16 protein-coding genes are annotated in these 18,010 nt (G+C 63.7%); 5 read left to right on the top strand and 11 right to left on the bottom strand.

Features of this window, described 5'->3' with window-relative positions:
• Nucleotides 1-74: 74 nt before the first annotated feature.
• Together ureG and DY467_RS03810 are read right to left on the bottom strand one after the other, a co-directional pair.
• Nucleotides 75-704: an urease accessory protein UreG gene (ureG, locus tag DY467_RS03815; protein WP_164634095.1), complete on the bottom strand. Its 630-nt coding sequence runs from the start codon at nt 702-704 to the stop codon at nt 75-77.
• A 195-nt stretch (nt 705-899) separates the two neighbouring features.
• Nucleotides 900-1,127 carry a hypothetical protein gene (locus tag DY467_RS03810; RefSeq protein WP_164634094.1) on the bottom strand — a complete coding sequence of 76 codons (228 nt, stop codon included), beginning with the start codon at nt 1,125-1,127 and terminating at the stop codon, nt 900-902.
• A 149-nt stretch (nt 1,128-1,276) separates the two neighbouring features.
• On the opposite strand from DY467_RS03810, the gene DY467_RS03805 reads away from it, so the two are divergent.
• Together DY467_RS03805 and DY467_RS03800 are read left to right on the top strand one after the other, a co-directional pair.
• Complete coding sequence (locus DY467_RS03805; RefSeq protein ID WP_164634086.1) at nt 1,277-1,627, top strand: hypothetical protein; 351 nt, start codon at nt 1,277-1,279, stop codon at nt 1,625-1,627.
• 464 nt (nt 1,628-2,091) lie between these two features.
• Nucleotides 2,092-2,376 carry a hypothetical protein gene (locus DY467_RS03800; RefSeq protein WP_011159765.1) on the top strand — a complete coding sequence of 95 codons (285 nt, stop codon included), beginning with the start codon at nt 2,092-2,094 and terminating at the stop codon, nt 2,374-2,376.
• 68 nt (nt 2,377-2,444) lie between these two features.
• On the opposite strand, the gene DY467_RS03795 is transcribed toward DY467_RS03800, so the two are convergent.
• From DY467_RS03795 to aadR, 3 genes are read right to left on the bottom strand one after another with little or no spacing between them, the layout of a single operon-like run.
• A complete protein-coding gene (locus tag DY467_RS03795; RefSeq protein WP_164634093.1) occupies nt 2,445-4,556 on the bottom strand; it encodes a molybdopterin-containing oxidoreductase family protein in 2,112 nt (703 codons plus the stop codon).
• Entirely contained in the window at nt 4,553-6,262 is a 1,710-nt protein-coding gene (locus tag DY467_RS03785) for an ion transporter (protein WP_246701450.1), read from the bottom strand. The genes DY467_RS03795 and DY467_RS03785 overlap by 4 nt, the downstream gene beginning before the upstream one ends.
• A 52-nt stretch (nt 6,263-6,314) precedes the next feature.
• Nucleotides 6,315-7,034 carry a transcriptional activatory protein AadR gene (gene aadR / locus DY467_RS03780; RefSeq protein ID WP_011159769.1) on the bottom strand — a complete coding sequence of 240 codons (720 nt, stop codon included), beginning with the start codon at nt 7,032-7,034 and terminating at the stop codon, nt 6,315-6,317.
• Nucleotides 7,035-7,229: 195 nt separating this feature from the next.
• Between aadR and DY467_RS03775 the strand changes: the two genes are divergently transcribed.
• Nucleotides 7,230-7,550, top strand: a complete 321-nt coding sequence (locus DY467_RS03775; protein ID WP_107346722.1) for a c-type cytochrome — start codon at nt 7,230-7,232, stop codon at nt 7,548-7,550.
• Here the strand turns inward: DY467_RS03775 and DY467_RS03770 are convergent.
• The 3 genes from DY467_RS03770 to DY467_RS03760 are packed head-to-tail and all read right to left on the bottom strand — an operon-like array spanning nt 7,510 to nt 10,651.
• Nucleotides 7,510-8,709 carry an ABC-type transport auxiliary lipoprotein family protein gene (locus DY467_RS03770; RefSeq protein WP_164634091.1) on the bottom strand — a complete coding sequence of 400 codons (1,200 nt, stop codon included), beginning with the start codon at nt 8,707-8,709 and terminating at the stop codon, nt 7,510-7,512. The genes DY467_RS03775 and DY467_RS03770 overlap by 41 nt on opposite strands.
• 11 nt (nt 8,710-8,720) lie before the next feature.
• Nucleotides 8,721-9,500: an ABC transporter ATP-binding protein gene (locus DY467_RS03765; protein WP_107345830.1), complete on the bottom strand. Its 780-nt coding sequence runs from the start codon at nt 9,498-9,500 to the stop codon at nt 8,721-8,723.
• Nucleotides 9,501-9,502: 2 nt separating this feature from the next.
• Nucleotides 9,503-10,651: an ABC transporter permease gene (locus DY467_RS03760; RefSeq protein ID WP_164634090.1), complete on the bottom strand. Its 1,149-nt coding sequence runs from the start codon at nt 10,649-10,651 to the stop codon at nt 9,503-9,505.
• Nucleotides 10,652-10,801: 150 nt separating this feature from the next.
• Between DY467_RS03760 and DY467_RS03755 the strand changes: the two genes are divergently transcribed.
• The gene (locus tag DY467_RS03755; protein WP_107345832.1) at nt 10,802-11,212 is read left to right on the top strand and encodes a hypothetical protein; all 411 of its coding nucleotides are present in this window, start codon (nt 10,802-10,804) and stop codon (nt 11,210-11,212) included.
• 51 nt (nt 11,213-11,263) lie between these two features.
• On the opposite strand, the gene DY467_RS03750 is transcribed toward DY467_RS03755, so the two are convergent.
• Together DY467_RS03750 and DY467_RS03745 are read right to left on the bottom strand one after the other, a co-directional pair.
• Complete coding sequence (locus DY467_RS03750) at nt 11,264-13,987, bottom strand: bifunctional acetate--CoA ligase family protein/GNAT family N-acetyltransferase (protein WP_164634089.1); 2,724 nt, start codon at nt 13,985-13,987, stop codon at nt 11,264-11,266.
• 139 nt (nt 13,988-14,126) lie between these two features.
• Complete coding sequence (locus DY467_RS03745) at nt 14,127-14,555, bottom strand: CBS domain-containing protein (RefSeq protein WP_199851765.1); 429 nt, start codon at nt 14,553-14,555, stop codon at nt 14,127-14,129.
• A gap of 254 nt (nt 14,556-14,809) precedes the next feature.
• Between DY467_RS03745 and DY467_RS03740 the strand changes: the two genes are divergently transcribed.
• The gene (locus DY467_RS03740) at nt 14,810-16,369 is read left to right on the top strand and encodes a bifunctional aminoglycoside phosphotransferase/ATP-binding protein (protein WP_164634088.1); all 1,560 of its coding nucleotides are present in this window, start codon (nt 14,810-14,812) and stop codon (nt 16,367-16,369) included.
• Here DY467_RS03740 and DY467_RS03735 read toward each other — a convergent pair.
• Nucleotides 16,351-17,988 (bottom strand): PHA/PHB synthase family protein, encoded by a 1,638-nt coding sequence (locus tag DY467_RS03735; RefSeq protein ID WP_164634087.1) that lies wholly within the window; start codon nt 17,986-17,988, stop codon nt 16,351-16,353. The two genes, DY467_RS03740 and DY467_RS03735, sit on opposite strands and share 19 nt — an antisense overlap.
• Nucleotides 17,989-18,010: the final 22 nt, after the last annotated feature.

Below are 18,010 nucleotides of genomic sequence, written 5' to 3'. Positions count from 1 at the left end.
TCCCGTCCCAACGATCACGAAGTTGGTACTGCAGCGCACGCGGAGATACCGCAGGTAGCTGCGCCGGCGGAGGCTCAGGCCAACTGCCGCGGCGTCAGGCCCCCCTTCTCTTCAATAAATCCGATAATGCGATCGAGTCCGTCACTCTTCTTCAGATTGGTCATGACGAACGGCCGTGCGCCGCGCATTCGCTTGGCATCGGTATCCATCTTCTCCAACGACGCGCCGACATAGGGCGCAAGATCGATCTTATTGATCACCAGGAGGTCGGACCGGGTGATACCTGGGCCGCCTTTGGAGGGGATTTTGTCTCCGGCGGCGACGTCGATCACATAAATGGTGATGTCGGCGAGTTCGGGCGAGAATGTCGCGGCCAGGTTGTCGCCGCCGGACTCGATCAGCACCAGATCGAGCCCCGGAAACTTGCTGCGCATCTCGGCCACGGCGGCGAGATTCATCGACGCATCCTCGCGGATGGCGGTATGCGGGCAGCCACCGGTCTCCACCCCGGCGATCCGGTCCGGCGTCAGCGAGCCGGAGCGCACCAGGAATTCGGCGTCCCACTTGGTGTAAATGTCGTTGGTGATCGCCGCGATGTCGTAGCGCTCGCGCATCGACTTGCAGAGCAGGTCCATCAGCGCCGTCTTGCCCGAGCCGACGGGGCCACCGATGCCGACGCGGAGAGGGCCGTGATGATCCGACATATTGGATTTCCGGTAGGAGATCTGAGGAAAGCAGCCACGCGGCGCAAAACCGATCAATCGTCACCGCGAGCCGGAAATAAGAACGATGCGGCAAGAGATTGCAAGCCGTGAGCAGCGCCGCGCCATCATCGCTGCGGACTCAAACAACCGCCTGCATCCTTCGTCGGCGCCCTATAGGCCGCAGCAGCGGGCTGCTTACGCCGCTGCGGACTGATCTTTCGAGGAATGCCCAGCGTCCTTGGCTTCTTTCCGCGGCTTTGCCTTGGCGGCAGCGGGCCCATTCTCGGTGATCTTGCCGTAGCGCGACAGCATCGCGAGCTTGGCTTGGCGCGCGGCAACCTTCTCGGCAAGCTTATCGGTCGCTTCGTCCCGCAAGGCGGCGAGCTCTTCGATGCTCAGGGACTCGAGATTGATCTTGGCCATTGGTGCCCGCTTCAACTTTCGCGCTGGGCTACCGAGTACCGCTTTCACCGCAACCAACCGTACGATTTATCCACCACCGCAGCCTGTTGGCGGCGATTTCGATTGACGCCCCTGATCGGCACTCCCAATGATGACTTTTAGGAAGAGCAATGACGACGTCGCAACTGCCAAACTCCGAGTCCGCTGATTTCAGCGAAAGCAGCAGCCTAGATAATGGCTCTGAGGACGCGGCTGCGGCGGGCATTCAGACTGGTGCTCGCGGAAATACCGAGTTCCAAACCGACTCACGGGCGCAAATACCTCCGGCGATCCAACACTCCGAGGCTGAAGTGTCTCGTCCTGAAACGATTGCATCGCGAGAACGCGAAGAGATCGCGAAACGCATTGCAGCCTTCCGAAATCTGCAGATCAGCCTGAAGCAGGAGCGCGAGGACTATTACGAGCGCACGCTCGCCCGCACTCGCGCCGCACTCGCGCCAAACGCGAAACAGCCGCGCTGATCAATCGCATTCCACTGTTCTCGTCGCGCTGATATCTCGCCGGCGCCCCCCGATACGCCTTTGGTTGGATGGATTGCGTAGCCCGCGCACACTAAGCGCGACCACGTCCCACCGCGTTATTCGCGACAAATCGTCTCCATCAGCAGCACCGATCCTCGGAAATACACGGCTGACGGGCGCCGATTCGCACTCTTGGGTGGCAAGTTTCCACTTTGCGAGAAAACCCGGCACGCGCCGGGCCGGTGTAGTGATTTGCAGCAGTTTGACCGGTGTCAACGAGCCAAGACATCGACAAAACGGCGATAGTCACTACGCGCGAGTACCTAATTTCGCCAAATTGCCAACTACACACACTTAAACTAATGCTAACCGAAGCCGCCTCGATCAGTTCGAAAATCTCAATTTCCGAATTGTCGGCACGGAATGGGTGTAGTAGAAGGGCGCTTCACTAAAGGAGCCTACGCGTGGCAAAGAAAGCGAAAGCAAAGACTGCGAAGACCGCAGCGAAGTCGAAGAAGGCCAAGAAGGTCGTGACCAAGGCCGCGGCGAAGACCGCTACCAAGGCCAAGGCCGCCAAGAAGGGCAAGATCACTCGCCGCGAGTATACCAAGGAAGACATCAAGGAGTTGAAGGCGCATTCGAAGGCGCGCACTCCGGTGGCGGAAATCGCCCGTCTGACCAATCGGACCGTCGGCTCGCTGCGCCAGAAGGCGCTGAAGCTCGGTATCGGCCTCGGCCACCAGCGCTGAGCCTGAACGCGCAACTCGCGAAGCGATAACGACTGCCGACCTCCGGTTACGACCGGATTAATCGGGCCTCAGTCGCGCTTCGCGAGTGGCGCATCAGCCTTCTTTACCCAGACTTTATTATCGTGAAACGCCGCACCGCCGTGCGGCGCGATTGATTCTGCGCTGGTCAGGACGTTGATTCCACGTCCGCCGCGATGAGCCCGGTTCGGAAACACTGATTCGGCGATCAAGACGCCGCGCCGCAGTCCGCTGCTGAGCCGGACCGTCAGCATCGTTTCTCCCCGGGCATTCCCCAGCATCACCAGATCGCCCTCACCGACGCCGACCTCGGCGGCATCGGCCGGGTGCATCATCACGTTGGGCTCGCCCTCGCGTGCCTGCGACGACGGCGTTTCGTTGAAGGTGGTGTTGAGGAAGCTGCGGGCCGGGCTCGTAGCAAGCCGGAACGGATGCTGCGCATCGGCCTGTTCGGTCACCGCCCAGTGATCCGGCAGGCTTGGCATCTCCTGCCACGGTCCCAGCCGCAGTTTGCGCGCGAGGTTGACGTTGCCCCAGTCGACCCGGAAGTGAAACTTGCCGTCCGGATGCGCGAAGCCATCAAGGAAGTGAGACTCGCGGAAATTCGGCTGCAGATCGCGCCAAAGATCAGCCTCGAGCTGCTCGATGCCGCCATGGCCGCTGGCTTTCAGCGTCGTATCGATGACCTGACGCGGCGTCATCGCGAACGCCGGATGATCGATGCCGAGCCGCTGCGCCAGGCCCTGAAGGACCTCGTGATTGGAGCGGCATTCGCCGGGCGGTTCGACCAGCCGGGCGCCGACCGAGATGTGCTGATGGCCGCCGCCGTAATACAGGTCGTCGTGCTCCAAGAACATCGTCGCCGGCAACACGATATCGGCCACCAGCGCCGTCTCGGTCATGAACTGCTCATGCACCGCCACGAACAGGTCTTCGCGGGCGAAGCCGGCGCGGACCAACTCCTGCTCCGGCGCGACGGTCATCGGATTGGTGTTCTGGATCAGCATCGCCTTGACCGGCGCGCCGCCATCCAGCGCCTCGGCATCCCCGGTGAGGATGCGGCCGATCTTGGACTGATCCAGTACGCGCGTCGCCGGATCGAGCTGATCCAGCCCCTCGATCAAAGTCTTGTCGAAGCCGAAGATCGCGCCATTGTTGAAGAAAGCGCCGCCGCCTTCGTGCTGCCACGCCCCCGTCACCGCCGGAATACACAGCGCGGCGTGCATCTGTGCGGCGCCGTTGCGGCTGCGGGTGAAGCCATAGCCGAGCCGGAAGAAGCTGCGCTTGGTGTGGCCCACCGCATGCGCAAACGCTTCGATCTCTGCCTCCGGCACACCGCAGATCGCGGAGGCCCATGCTGGCGTCCGCGTCTTAAGATGCGCTTCGAGGTCGTCCGGACAGTCGGTGTAGCTCGCCAGATAGCCGCGATCCGCAAGACCATCGCGAAACAGCACGTGCATCACACCGCAGGCGAAGGCCCCATCGGTCCCCGGACGCAGGATGATCCGGATATCGGCCTGCTGCATCGTCTCGTTATCGTAGATATCGATGGCCGCGATCTTGGCGCCACGCTCTTTGCGGGCCCGGGCGGCGTGGGTCATCACGTTGACCTGGGTCGAGACCGGATTAGTCCCCCAGATCACGATCAGATCCGACTTCGCCATTTCCCGCGGATCGACGCCGGCGACCTTGCCGACACCGGCCGCAAAGCCCGCCCAGGCGACATTCGCGCAGATCGTCGAGTAAAACCGCGAGTACTTTTTGACGTTGGCGAGCCGGTTGATGCCGTCCCGCATCACCAGCCCCATGGTGCCCGCATAGTAATAGGGCCACACCGACTCCGCGCCGAACTCCGCCTCGGCGGCATCGAACCGTGCCGCGATCTCGTCCAGCGCCTCGTCCCAGGAGACGCGCGCAAATTGTCCGGAGCCCTTCGGTCCGGTGCGACGCATCGGATAGGTCAGCCGGTCGGGATGATGGATGCGCTCGGCGTAGCGGGCGACTTTGGCGCAGACGACGCCGGCCGTGTAGGTCTGCCGCTTCGAGCCGCGGAGCCGGCCGATGGTCGAGCCGTCGATCACCTCGACGTCGAGTGCGCAGGCCGAGGGGCAGTCATGCGGACAGGTGGAATGGCGGATGTCGATCGCGGCACGCTGGTTCATATGCGAATGGTTAGCACGAGTTTTCCCGACTGAGAACGGTACCGGACTATTGCTCGTACGGCGACGGACGCCAGCGACCTGCAACCTTTTGGGCTTTCGGCCGTTATGCCGGCACAACAGGGACGTACGACATGCATCCGGCACAGCACATCGAATTCAACCGTTTGGCTCAGGAAATGGCGGCTTGGCGCGCCGTTCCGGCGGACGACCGGTCTCCGGCTCCGGGCTGGTGGTGGGGACCGGCGATGGCGCTCCGTCATGCCAAACAGCCTCTGTCGCCAGAAGACTGCCGCAAGTTCGGCCTGCCGCTCGGCGCGTCGTTCGCTGACGCCGGAAATAAAGTGATGGCGTTTCTGGCGGCCCAGCGATCGCTGACGCGAGCCAGCGAATTTCCGAAGCGCCGCAGCAAGCACCGCCCGATCAAGATCGCGAGCTCGTACGCGATGGCTGCAGAATAAGCGCCCTAGCGCCTTACGCGTTCTCTTCCACCGAGACGTCGGCCTGCCCCTCGAGATCAGCGATCTCGAGGTTGAGGTTACGGCCGGTACGGCCTTCGACGATCTGGTTGATCTTGCGCGCGATGCTCGGCTCGCGGGCAACGCACGTAGATCGGCGCCATCCAGGACCAAGAGCCGCGTCCGCGACACCGCCCTCACGGTTGCCGAGCGCTCGACCCGCTTCAGCACCGCTATTTCGCCGAAGAAATGTCCGGTGCCGAGTCGGATGCGGCGGCCCTTGTCCTCAGGCCCCAGCTCGATTTCCACGTCGCCTTCGGCAATGAAATACATCGCGGTCGCGGGCTCACCCCGGCGGAACACCACTTCGCCGCGCTCGATCTGCCGCGCCTGCAGCAGCTGCATGATGTGCGCGATGTCTCCGGCGGTAAGATGCGAGAACAACGGCACACGCGCCACCATGCTCCAATTCACGATGAAATCGCGCCGGTGGATCACCTCGGAGAACGCGTTGGCGACGATGCCGACCGGCAACGCGATCATGATCAGGCCACAGATGATGGTGGCGGCGGCGATCATCCGGCCGACTCCGGTGGCCGGCACGACGTCGCCATAACCGATCGTGCTGAGCGTCACGATCGCCCACCACATCGCGTCAGGAATGGTGCCGAACTTCTCGGGCTGCACGTGGCCCTCGGCAATGTGCATCGCGGTCGCCGAGACCAGAGTGGCGCACGCCAGGATCACGAGGCAGGCCATCAGCGCCCGACGCTCACTCTCCAGCACTTCCAGCAGCGACCGCATGCCCGACGAATAACGGGCGAATTTCAGCAGCCGCAGCATCCGCAGGATGATCAAGACCCGCAGGTCGTCCGGACCGAACAGCGCGATCCAGAGCGGCATCACCGAGATGCAATCGACGATGCCCTGCGGGCTGATCATGTAGGCCCACGCAGCGCGCAGCGGGCTCATGTGGTGGTACGGCAGATGCTCGGGCGCGATCCAGATCCGGATGTAGTATTCGATCGAGAACACCACCAGGCACAGCAGCTCCAGCGCCTGAAACAGCCGGCTGTAGTCGTCGCGCATCGCCGGCACCGACTCCATCACCGTGATCCCGACGCTGAGCACGATGAAGAAGACAATGAAGCGATTGACGACGACGCCCATGCGCGAGGTCTGCGCCTGGGATTCAAGAATTTCGTAGAAATAATGCCGGGCTCGAAGATAGGCCGGCGTTTCGTCGCGCATCGGTAGCCTCGGGTGGGATTCCGGGCGGATGCGCGGCCGAAAGTGAAGCGTTTCAGGCCGCGGCGAGCGCGTCGAAGCGTTTCGGGTCCAGCACGCGTACCCCGTCCGGAACGATCACGATCAGTTTTTCCCGCTCCAACTTGGTGAAGGTGCGGCTTACGGTTTCGATCGTCAGGCCGAGGAAGTCGGCGATGTCCTGACGGCCCATCGGCAGGCTGACGGTTTTGGTGACGCCTTCCAGCCGGGCCAGACGATCGCGCCAACCGACCAGGAAGGCAGCGACCTTCTCCTCGGCGGAGCGGCGGCCGAGCAGCAGCATCTGATCCTGGGCAAGGCTGAGTTCGCGGGTGGCGAAGTCGTTCATGCGGAGCAACATCTGCGGGCGATTCTCGATGAAGCGCAGGAACGGACCGCGGAAGAACTTGCAGACGGTCACGCCGCCGATCGAGTCGGCCGAGAAGGAGTAGCGGTTACCTGGTGCCATTCCGAGGAAATCGCCGGGAAGCGCAAAGCCGATGATCTGGCGACGGCCATCGGGCAGCAGCTTGTACAGGCGGGCGATCCCCTCGATCAGGCTGTAGACCGAGTCAGCGACTTCGTCCTCGGAGAACAGCGCTTCCTTCGGCCCGTAACGAACATGCTGGGCAAGACGTTCGAACTCTTCGTGGTCGGCAGGGCCGAGTTCGCCACAGATCGCCAGCCCACGCACCGCGCAGTGCGTCTCACAGCGAAATCCCTCGCAAGTCGTCGTCGGATAAGCGAGATGCGGCATCCATCACTCCATGCGGTCGCCAGACTGAACTCTCCTGGCGCGCATCGCCGTCAACTGACCGCCCATTCTGCGCCAGAAGAGTTAATATGTCGGCAATTCGTCAAGGCAGCTTGACACAGATCAAGGTCATGACACGACCGTCATGCATCGTGCAAGTCGTTGTTTGGCGACCTGTTTTTACCGACCGGGCGGCTCATGGGACGACTACTTGCCTGCACGGCGATCCTGCTAATTGTGGCCAGCCAAGCGGCGGCCGCCGCGACTCCGTCGGAGCGCCGCGGCCTCGGCTTCGCCAAATCACACTGCGCGCGCTGCCATGCTATCGGCCGTAGCGGTAAAAGTCGGCTCGAACAGGCCCCGCCGTTCCGCACGCTTCACACGCGCTATCCCGTCGAGACGCTGGCAGAGGCGTTTGCTGAAGGTATTTATACCGGCCACCCGCGGATGCCGGCGTTCGAACTCGATCCAGACCAGATCAACGACCTTTTGTCGTACCTGAAGACCTTGGAGCGGTAGTCGACCTGCCTGGGGGTGTCGAGGCCGGCTCGGCGTCGGCGTGACCGGCTGCGAGCGCCTGCGCGGCCCACGGGACCAGCTGCTTGGCGATGGTATCGAATGACTTGTCGAACGCGGTGACGGCCGCAGCCGGCTCAGGCTTGTCGAGCGGCGTCGCCTGCTGAAACAGCTTGGCCGCAACCAGCTTGCCTTCCTTGTCGATGATCTTGGCGCTGAACGCGATCTCGGCGCGAAGCGCATCCGTCTCGCCGATCACCTGAAAACTCCTGATGTCGGTCAGCAGTTGATAGTCCGGCTGCACGGCGTCGTTCGGGCGCATCGGGGCGTGGGCGATGTCGTAGTTTTCGAAGCTCTGGATCAGCTTCTCCTGCAGCATCTTCGGGAGGCTGTCGCTCCACTGCGCGCCGGCAAAGGCCGGAACTTCCAGACCGGGCGCCAGCAGCATCTTCTGGCTGTCGAACAGCACCACCGTATTGGATTCCGGAATGGTGAGCTGCGCCTTGAGCGGCGGCGATGGCGGCGGGAAGCCGGTCGCGGCCGACAGGTCGTACACCACCTTCTTCACCACCGGTTCGTTCGCGCCGGTCATCCGCTCGACACCGCCAAGGATGCCGTCGAGCTTCTCGGTCTTCCCCGCCAGCCACTCCGAGAACGTTTTGAAGTTTGCGATGGTGTCTTTCAGTGGACCGGAGTTTTCGCCGAGCACGGTATCGACCTTGCGCAACGCCTCACGGGCAGCCTGGGTCATGCTCATGCCCGCTCCCGGCTCGGCCACCAGCGTGGTGGCGATCGCCGAGCCGCTGAGCTGCTTGCCGCCTTCGAGCGCCACCACCGGCACGCCGGTCAGGCCCTGGAAATCCAAGCCAACCTTGGTGTCCGGACGGACCGGCGTCGACGGCGCCACCGCGATGGTTGCATCGACCCGCCGCGGATCATCCGAGGCCAGCGACAGCGCCGTGACCTCCCCGACGCGGATGCCGTTGAACAGCACGGCGGCGCCGACCAGCAGCCCCGGCACCGGATCGCGGAATTGGACGTGGTAGCTGGTGCGCGCACCGACGCCCGAAGTGTTGTGCAGCCAGAACACGAAGCCGAACACCGCAAAGATCGCCGCGAGTACGAACGCACCGACGATCACGAAAGGAGCACGAGTTTCCATGGCGTGGCGTCCTAGTCCTGTCTGGGCTGGAGCATCGCCGAGCGCTTGCCGTGGAAATAGGCCCGCACCCAGGGATGTTCGGATTGCAGCAATTCGCGCATCGGCCCCACTGCCACGATCTTGCCGTCAGCCAGCGCCGCAACGCGGTCGCAGACAACGTTGAGGCTGGCGAGATCGTGGGTCACCATGAACACGGTGAGCCCGAGCGTGGTTTGCAAGGTCTTGATCAGTTGATCGAAGTCACCGGCCGCGATCGGGTCGAGGCCGCTGGTCGGCTCGTCGAGAAACACGATCGAAGGATCGAGCGCCAGCGCGCGGGCCAGCGCCACACGCTTGGTCATGCCGCCGGACAGCTGCGACGGATACTTGTCCCAATCGTCGGGCGCGATGCCGACCATCTCCAGCTTGGCAGTGGCGATCTCGTCCTGCAGCTTCTCCGACATGTCGAGCATCTCGCGCAGCGGGAACTGCACGTTCTGCCGCGCAGTGAGCGAGGAGAACAGCGCTCCCTGCTGAAACAGGATGCCCCAGGTCGCCGCCACCGCCCCGCGCGCCCGGCCGAAGCCGCGCTCGGTATCGTGGCCCATCACTTCGATGTGCCCGCTTTGCTTGGGGATCAGCCCGATGATGGTGCGCATCAGCACCGACTTGCCACCACCCGACGCGCCGACGAGTCCGAGGATTTCACCACGGCGGACATCGAGCGACAGATGATTGAGCACGGTCTGCCGGCCGAACCCGACCACGAGGTCGGCGACGCGGATGGCATAGAGTTGAGCGAGCGCGTCCATCGCTACATCCCGATCGACGCGAAAAACACGGCGAACAAGCCGTCCAGCACGATCACCAGAAAGATCGACTTCACCACCGACGTGGTGGTCTGCAGGCCGAGCGACTCGGCACTGCCCTTGACCCGCAGGCCCTCGCTGCAGGCGACGATACCGATCACCAGCGCCATGAACGGCGCCTTCCACATCCCGACCTGGAAGGAGTTCAGCGACACGGCCTCGTGCAGCCGGGCGATGAATACCGAGGGCTGCATCCCGCCATAGAACCACGCCGTTAGCAGGCCGCCATACAGCGCCGCCATCGAACCGATGAAGGCCAGGATCGGCAGCGCGATCACCAGCGCGATGATCCGCGGCAGGATCAGCACCTCAACCGGATCGAGCCCCATGGTCGAGAGCGCGTCGATCTCCTCGCGCATCTTCATCGAGCCGAGTTCGGCCGTATAGGCGCTCCCCGATCGGCCGGCGACCATGATGGCGACGATCAGCACGCCGATCTCGCGCAGCACCAGGATGCCGACCATGTCGACGACATAGGAATCGGCACCGAACTTGCGGAAGTGGAAGATGCCCTGCTGGGCGATGATCGCGCCGATCAGGAAGGTGATCAGCACCATGATCGGGATCGCCTGCCAGCCGACCCTGTAGACCTGGTAAGTCAACGAGGTCAGTCGCAGCGAGCGCGGCCGCCGCAGCACACCCAGCAGCGCGGCACCGAGGGCACCGAGCATTTCCAGAAACACCGCGATATCGGTAGTTGCGCTCCAGGCCGACCGACCGATTTCGTCGAGCTTCGCGATGATCGGATTAGGCTTCGGATGCGGGGTCGGCCCACGACGATTGAGCTGCCGCACCTCGTCGATCAGCTCCGCGTAGCTCGCGGAAATGCCTTTGAACTGCGCGGTGCGGCCAGCCTGTGCGGCGCTGCGCGACAGCTTTTCGAGCACCCAGGCGCCGATCGTGTCGATCTCGCCGATCTCCGCCATATCGATGGTGAGCGACTTCGCCGCCGCGATCTGAGGAGCAACGTCGTCAGACAGTTGCTCCATGAATTTGCTGTTGGTCGCGGTCCAAGCCCCTTTCGGCTTGAGCTCCAGCGCATCTCCATCGGTCTTGGCATTCAGCACAGGCGCGAGGCTCACGGCTGGTCCCATCCGGTCTCGAAGGCCAGCATGCGCTGCTCCGTTTCGATTCGCGCCGATGCGTTGCAGCGCACAGTTTGCGTCGTGTACCGCGATTGATGCAAATCAATTATGCCGCTTCTGCTCTGCGTCAGCATCGTGTGCGATGCCAGGAGCGAAACAATGACCAAAGCTACGCCCTCCGCAATCCTCAACACCTCGTTGCCGGCGTGCTTCCGCCAGATCAGGCTCGAACTCGCACGAGAACCTGGACATCCTGAAGGCGAAGCGAACATCGCCTATGTGATCATCGCTCCGCTCGACGGCAACGACCGGATCGACGCCGAAATCTGGAAGAAGCACCGCGAAGCCTGCCGTGTGGCACGGCAGCGGCCGCATCAGCCGGACAACCTCGGTCACCTGGTGCACCGTCCGGGTGGATCATGGGCATTTCAATATGACAGTGCTGCGAAACTGCCCGACGAAGCCGGCTATCACTTTGCCGACGAACGCTTCGTCCAGGGTGAGTACGTGTCGCTGCGCGAGGAAGGCGACATGCACACCTTCCGTGTGGTCTCCGTGAACCGGCTGTAGCAAGCACGGCACAGCTTCATAATGAGGAGGCGCTCTCGGGCGACTCTGTCGTCACGCCGATCTGGCGGCGCGCGCGGCTTCTTCGGTCAGCGGTAACCGAACGTTAAGGATGTCCGGCTCGGACGCATCTGTTTTGGTTTCGAAGCCGAGATCGCGGCACATCCGCAGCATCGCGGTGTTCTCGCGCAGCACCTGACCGCAGACATAGTGCAGACCTTCCGAGCGGGCGTATTCGATGATCAGTTTCATCAACGCCCAGCCGAGCCCTTTGCCCTTCAGGTCGGAACGTAGCAGGATGGCGTATTCGCCGCTCTCATAGATCGAGTCCGAGTGGATGCGGACCACGCCGAGCATCTCGCCGGTGATTTCATCGAACGCCACGAACGCCATCGCGCGGGCGTAGTCGATCTGCGACAGCCGGGCGATGAAAGCGTGGCTGAACTCCTTCATCGCCGCGAAGAACCGCAGCCGCAGATCCTCCGGCGTGACGTGCTTGAGGAATTCGTGGATCGCCGGCTCGTCGTCCGGGCGGATCGGCCGCGCCAGTACGCGCCAGCCATCCTTGACGGTCAGGTGCCGCTCCCATTCGGTCGGATACGGCTTCACGGCGAAGTGCGAATTGCCGAGGCCGGCGAATTTACGCTCCGGCGCGCGCACCACGACGCGGGCATCGATCGCCACTACGCCGCTTTCATCGGCGAGCAGCGGGTTGACGTCGAGTTCGCGGATCTCCGGCAGGTCGGCCGCCATCTGCGACAGTTTCACCAGCGTCAGCGCCACCGCACTCCGCTTCACTTCGGGCACGTCGCGATAGGCGCAGAGCAGCTTGGAGACACGGGTACGCGCAATCAGCGACTCGGCGAGCGGCAGATCGAGCGGCGGCAAAGCCAGCGACCGGTCGTCGATCAGTTCGACGCCGGTGCCGCCCTGACCGAACGCGATCACCGGACCGAAGGTCGGATCGTCGGCAATGCCGATGGTCAGCTCGCGCGCCTTCGGGCGCAGGATCATCGGCTGCACCATCACGCCTTCGAGCCGCGCGTCGGGGCGCAGCTTGGCGGCGCGCGCCATGATTTCGTTCACCGCAACGCGGACCGCTTCGACGCTGGTGAGATTGAGCACCACACCGCCGATGTCGGACTTGTGCGGGATGTCGCGCGACAGCACTTTCACCACCACGGTGACGCCCTGCGACAGGAACGACGACGCCCACGACACCGCTTCCTCGGCATTGGTGGCCGCCAGCGTCGGAATCATCGGGATCTGATACGCCGCAAACAGACCGCTGATCTCCAGCGGATCGAGCCAGGTGCGGCCTTCGCGCAGCGCTTTCTCGACGATCGCCCGCGCCGTCTCGGTGTCGGGGTCGAAATCCTTCGGCAGCGATGGCGGCACTTCGGTGAGAAGCTGTACCGCCTCGCGGTAGCGCACCATGTTCATGATGCTGCGAATTGCGTCGTCCTCGGTCGGATAGTTCGGGATCGAGGCGGCGTCGAAGGCATGGGTGACCGCCTCCTCGGCGCCGACCCAGACCGCAAACACCGGCTTGAACAGCGTGCGGCGAACCCGCTCCTCACCGACCACACGGATCACTTCGCGGGCGATGTCCCGCGGCGACGCCACCGCGGTCTGCACGTTCATCACCAAAATCGCATCATTGTCCGGATCGGAGAGCAGCATCGACAGCGTCGCCGCATAGCGCTCGGCGTCGGCGTCACCGGTGATGTCGATCGGATTGAAGCCGGACCACGACGTCGGCAGGATCGCGTCGAGCTTCTTGTGCAGATCGGCCGACAGTGTCGCCGGCTCGCCGCCGAGTTCGGCCAGACGGTCGACCGCCAGAATGCCGATGCCGCCGCCATTGGTGAGAATCGCGACACGCTTGCCGCGCGGCGCGCTGACGCGGCCGAGCGTTTCGGCACAGTCGAACAGCTCGCGCAGATCGTACACCCGCAGCATGCCGGCGCGGCGGAACGCGGCCTCGTACACTGCATCGGCGCCGGCGAACGCGCCGGTGTGGGTCGCAGCAGCTTTTGCGCCGTGCGCCATGCGGCCCGACTTCACCACCACCACCGGCTTGACCCGCGCCGCGGCGCGCGCCGCCGACATGAACTTGCGGGCGTCGGTGACCGCTTCGATGTAAAGCAGGATCGCGCGGGTCTCGAGATCGGCCGCGTAGAAGTCGAGCATGTCGGCGATATCGACGTCGAGCTGATCGCCGATCGAGACGATGCCGGAGAAACCAATCTCCTTGACGGCCGCCCAATCCACCATGCCGGCCGCAATCGCGCCCGACTGTGAGATCAGCGCCAAATTGCCCCGCCGCGGCATGTGAGCGGCGAAGCTGGCGTTGAGATTGACGCCCGGAATCATGATGCCGAGACAATTCGGCCCGATCAGCCGGATGCCGGACTTGCGCGCGGCGCGATTCGCGGCTTCCGCATAGGAGCCTTTGCCGCGCCCCATCTCCGAACTGATGATGATCGCACCGGCAACGCCGAGTTCGCCGGCTTCGGCGACGACCTTGGCGACCGAGCGCGGCGGCGCCGTAATGACAATCAGATCCGGGACGAAAGAGAGTTCCGCGAGCGAGCCGACGGTCTTGATGCCGCCGATCTCCGGGTAGCGCGGATTGACGACTCCGATCTGCCCCTTAAATCCCGCCTCGCGCAAATTGGTCAGAACCGCGCGGCCGAGAGAGGCCGGCCGCGGACTGGCGCCGACGACCGCCACGGCTCCGGGCGACAGCAGGGTGCTCAATCGATAGGTCGACATCTCACCTCGACACCGGACGGCCGGCCGCGAACGGCAGCCGTCGCACGATCCGGAATCTGCGCGGCAAAGGTGTACGACAGTTGCTGCAACAAGCCAATGTCAGCTTGGCGCGACGGAGGGACGCGTACTGCTCGCGCAGTTAGCGTACCTTGGTGAAGGTCGCCAGCGCCTTGATGACGTCCTCGCGCGAGATGATACCATCCAGCTTGCGATCGGCGTCCAACACCGGGATGCTGCGGGTCTGATGTTCGACCATCAACTGCAACACCCGGGTGAGCTTGGTATCGGAGTGCACGTAGAGGAAGTCCCCCGACATGATGTCGCCGACGGTCCGATTCATCAGGTCGTCGTAATGCGGCAGCATCTGGGTCGGGTGGAAAGCGAAACAACTCAGGAAATCGTACTTTGTCACCATGCCGATGACACGCTGATCCTCCACCACCGGATAGGCGTTGAAGTCGTCGTGCTCGAACTTGTCCTCCAACTCGCGCATGGTCAGTTCGCGCGACACGGATTTCACCGCTCGCGTCATATGGTCGGCAACGGTTGCCTCTAGAAACTTATACAAGACCGGACCCAATCACTCGGAATTTTCGCCAACGATTTGTGGCGACCCAATGGCGGCCCTGCTAATCGTCGTTGGTGTGCAAATTGACCGCAGCTTTGGCGAATTGAATTGATCAAGGTCAAACCACCTGCAATTCGGGGCGCCGCTTGTTTTTCCTACAACAATGCTCATGATCTGCCCGCCCGGATTGCGCAATCGGGATGCAACGTGATCCATCCTCGGACAGTTCCGCAGCCGCCTAAGTAGTAGTCCCGATGTCCGCCCCAGACGCCACCTCCACCGCCCCCCAGCAACAAGAGGTCTTCGACTTCCTGGGCCGTGGTGCCGGCGACACGCCCGTGGTGCAGATCGACACCCATGGCGCAGCGGTTTTTCTCGAGGGGAACCGGGCGCTGAAGATCAAGCGTGCCGTCAAATTCCCATTTCTGGACTATTCGACCCTCGCCAAACGAAAGGTCGCCTGTGAGCAGGAGCTCGCCGTCGGCCGCCGATTCGCGCCCGCGATCTATCGCCGTGTCGTCCCGGTCACACGCACTGACAAGGGCGCGTTACAGATCGGCGGCGACGGGCCCGCGGTGGAATGGGCCGTCGAGATGATGCGCTTCGACGACAGCGCCACGCTGGATCATCTCGCGCGCGCTGGTTCGCTCGGCCCCGAGCTGATCGACGCCGTCGCCGATGCGATCGCCGCCGCGCATCAGGCCGCGCCTTTGGCGGCGACTGCGCCTTGGGTCGCATCGATCGAACCGATCCTGGCTGACGACACCAACGAGCTTGCCGCAGGCGGTTTTGCCGCGGCCGACGTTGCAATGCTCGACAGGAGCAGTCGCGATGCTCTCGGCCGGCTGCGTCCATTGCTGGAGCAGCGCGGTGCGGCAGGCTTCGTCCGCTGGTGCCACGGCGATCTGCACCTCGCCAATATCGTGGTGATCGACGGCAAGCCGACGCTGTTCGACGCCATCGAGTTCGATCCAGCCTTCGCCTCGGTCGACGTGCTGTACGATCTCGCCTTTCCGCTGATGGATCTGCTGCACTACGGTCGCGGCAGCGACTCCGCACAACTCTTGAATCGCTATCTCGCGGCGACGAGCACGGACAATCTCGATGGAATGTCGGCACTGCCGCTGCTGCTGTCGATGCGCGCAGCGATCCGCGCCAAGGTGATGCTGGCACGGCCCGCCGCCAATGAGACGATCAGGCAAGCCAATCGGGCGATTGCAAAATCCTATTTTGATCTGGCGCTGCGGCTGATCGCACCGCCACCGCCCCGGCTGATCGCGGTCGGCGGGCTATCCGGCACCGGCAAATCGGTGCTGGCTCGCGCTCTGTCAGGCCACGTCCCGCCCCTGCCCGGCGCCGTGGTGCTGCGCTCGGACGTGGCCCGCAAACGGCTGCACGGCGTCGCCGATACCGAACGGCTCCCGGCTACAGCCTATACCGCTGAAGTGACGGAGGCGGTGTATCGCGGTCTGGCCGAACGCGCCGCGCATATCTTGAAACAGGGGCATTCGGTCATTGTCGATGCGGTGTTCTCCAAGCCCGAGGAGCGCCGCGCGATCGAAAGCGTTGCGGCCCAGCTCGACATCCCGTTCCATGGCCTGTTCCTCACCGCCGATCTCGCCACGCGGATCGCACGGGTCGCCGGCCGCATCGGCGATGCGTCCGATGCGACGCCGGAGATCGTCCGGCAGCAGCAAAGCTACGCGCAGGGCGTGGTCGGATGGACCACGATCGACGCCAGCGGCACTCCGGCCGAGACGTTGTCGCGGGCGCTGGCGGCCTTGCCGCAGGCCGCTCAGGTCTGCAGCACGTAGCTGCCAGGCGCGGCCGGAAGTGCGCCCGGATCGACCTCCGGCAATCCGATGCGCGGCGGCGCGACCGGTTCGCCGGAGCGGGTGCCGAGCCAATGCACCCATTCGGTCCACCACGAGCCTTCGGCATGGGGCGCCTGCTTCAACCAATCGTCGGGCCCAACATACGGACCATCGGCTTCCTTGGTCATCACTTGATAACCATGTGCCTTCGGGGATGGCGGCGAGACGATGCCGGCGTTGTGGCCGCCGCCGGTCAGACAGAAGGTGACATCGGCGTCGGCCAGCAAATGGATCTTGAACGTCGATCGCCACGGCGCGACGTGATCGCGCTGCGTGCCGACCACGAAGATCGGCGTGTGGATGTCGGACAGCGCGATCGGCCGGCTATCGACGGTGTAACGGCCTTCGGCCAGATCGTTGTCGAGGAACAGCTTACGCAGATATTCGGAGTGCATCCGATACGGCATCCGGGTGGCATCGGCATTCCAGGCCATCAGGTCGTTTGGCTCGGAGCGCACGCCCATCAGATATTCATGCACCAGCCGCGACCAGATCAGATCGTTGGAGCGCAGGATCTGGAACGCGCCGGACATCTGCGTGGTGTCGAGCACGCCGCGATTCCACATCATGTCTTCAAGGAAGGCCACCTGGCTCTCGTTGATGAACAGCGTCAGCTCGCCGGCCTCGGTGAAGTCGGTCTGGGCGGCGAACAGAGTGATCGACTTGAGCCGGCTGTCGCCGTCGCGTCCCATTGCGGCCGCCGCGATCGACAGCAGCGTGCCGCCGAGGCAATAGCCGACCGCATGCACCGGCCGTTCCGGCAGGATCGCGCCGATCGTGTCGAGGGCGGCCATCACACCGAGCCGGCGATAGTCTTCGAGCGAGACATCGCGATCCGCGGCGGTCGGATTGCGCCACGAGATCATAAAAACGGTGTAGCCCTGATCGGTGAGATACTTCACCAGCGAATTATGCGGCGACAGATCGAGAATGTAGTACTTCATGATCCAGGCCGGCACGATCAGGATCGGCTCCGGCCGCACCGTCTCGGTGGCTGGCGCGTATTGGATCAGCTCGATCAGCTTGTTGCTGTACACTACCTTGCCCGGCGTGACCGCGACGTCCTTGCCGACGACGAAATCGTGCTTCGGCTCGTGCGCCATCAATTCGAGCAGATCTTCCCACCAGTTGCGAAAGCCGTCGGCGAGATTGCGCCCTTCGGTCGACACGGTGCGGCGAAGCACTTCCGGGTTGGTGAGGGCGAAGTTCGACGGCGCCAAGACGTCGAGCATCTGCCGGGTCGCGAACTCGACGATCTTCTCGTTCTGCTCCGAGACGCCGCGAATGTTGGTGGTGGCGTCGTGCCACCACTGCTCGGCCAGCAGAAAGCCCTGCGCCATCAGGTTGAAAGGCGGCTCGCGCCATTCCGGCGCGCTGAAGCGGCGGTCCTGCGGCTGCGGAGCAATCAACGACCACGGCTCGGTCTGGCCGACCGAAGCTTCGGCGAGCTGCGTGCCACGGCGCAGCGCTTCGTTGACAAGATCCATCCGCTGCGTCGGCGCCCAGAACAGATGCGACAGCCAGTCGGCATAGGCGAGCGTCCTGTCCCTTATACACATCTCCGAGCCCACGAGACGCTCA

This window comes from Rhodopseudomonas sp. BR0G17, from assembly GCF_010907025.1.
Classification (GTDB): domain Bacteria; phylum Pseudomonadota; class Alphaproteobacteria; order Rhizobiales; family Xanthobacteraceae; genus Rhodopseudomonas; species Rhodopseudomonas palustris_H.
This window is presented reverse-complemented; position numbering and strand designations above follow the sequence as displayed.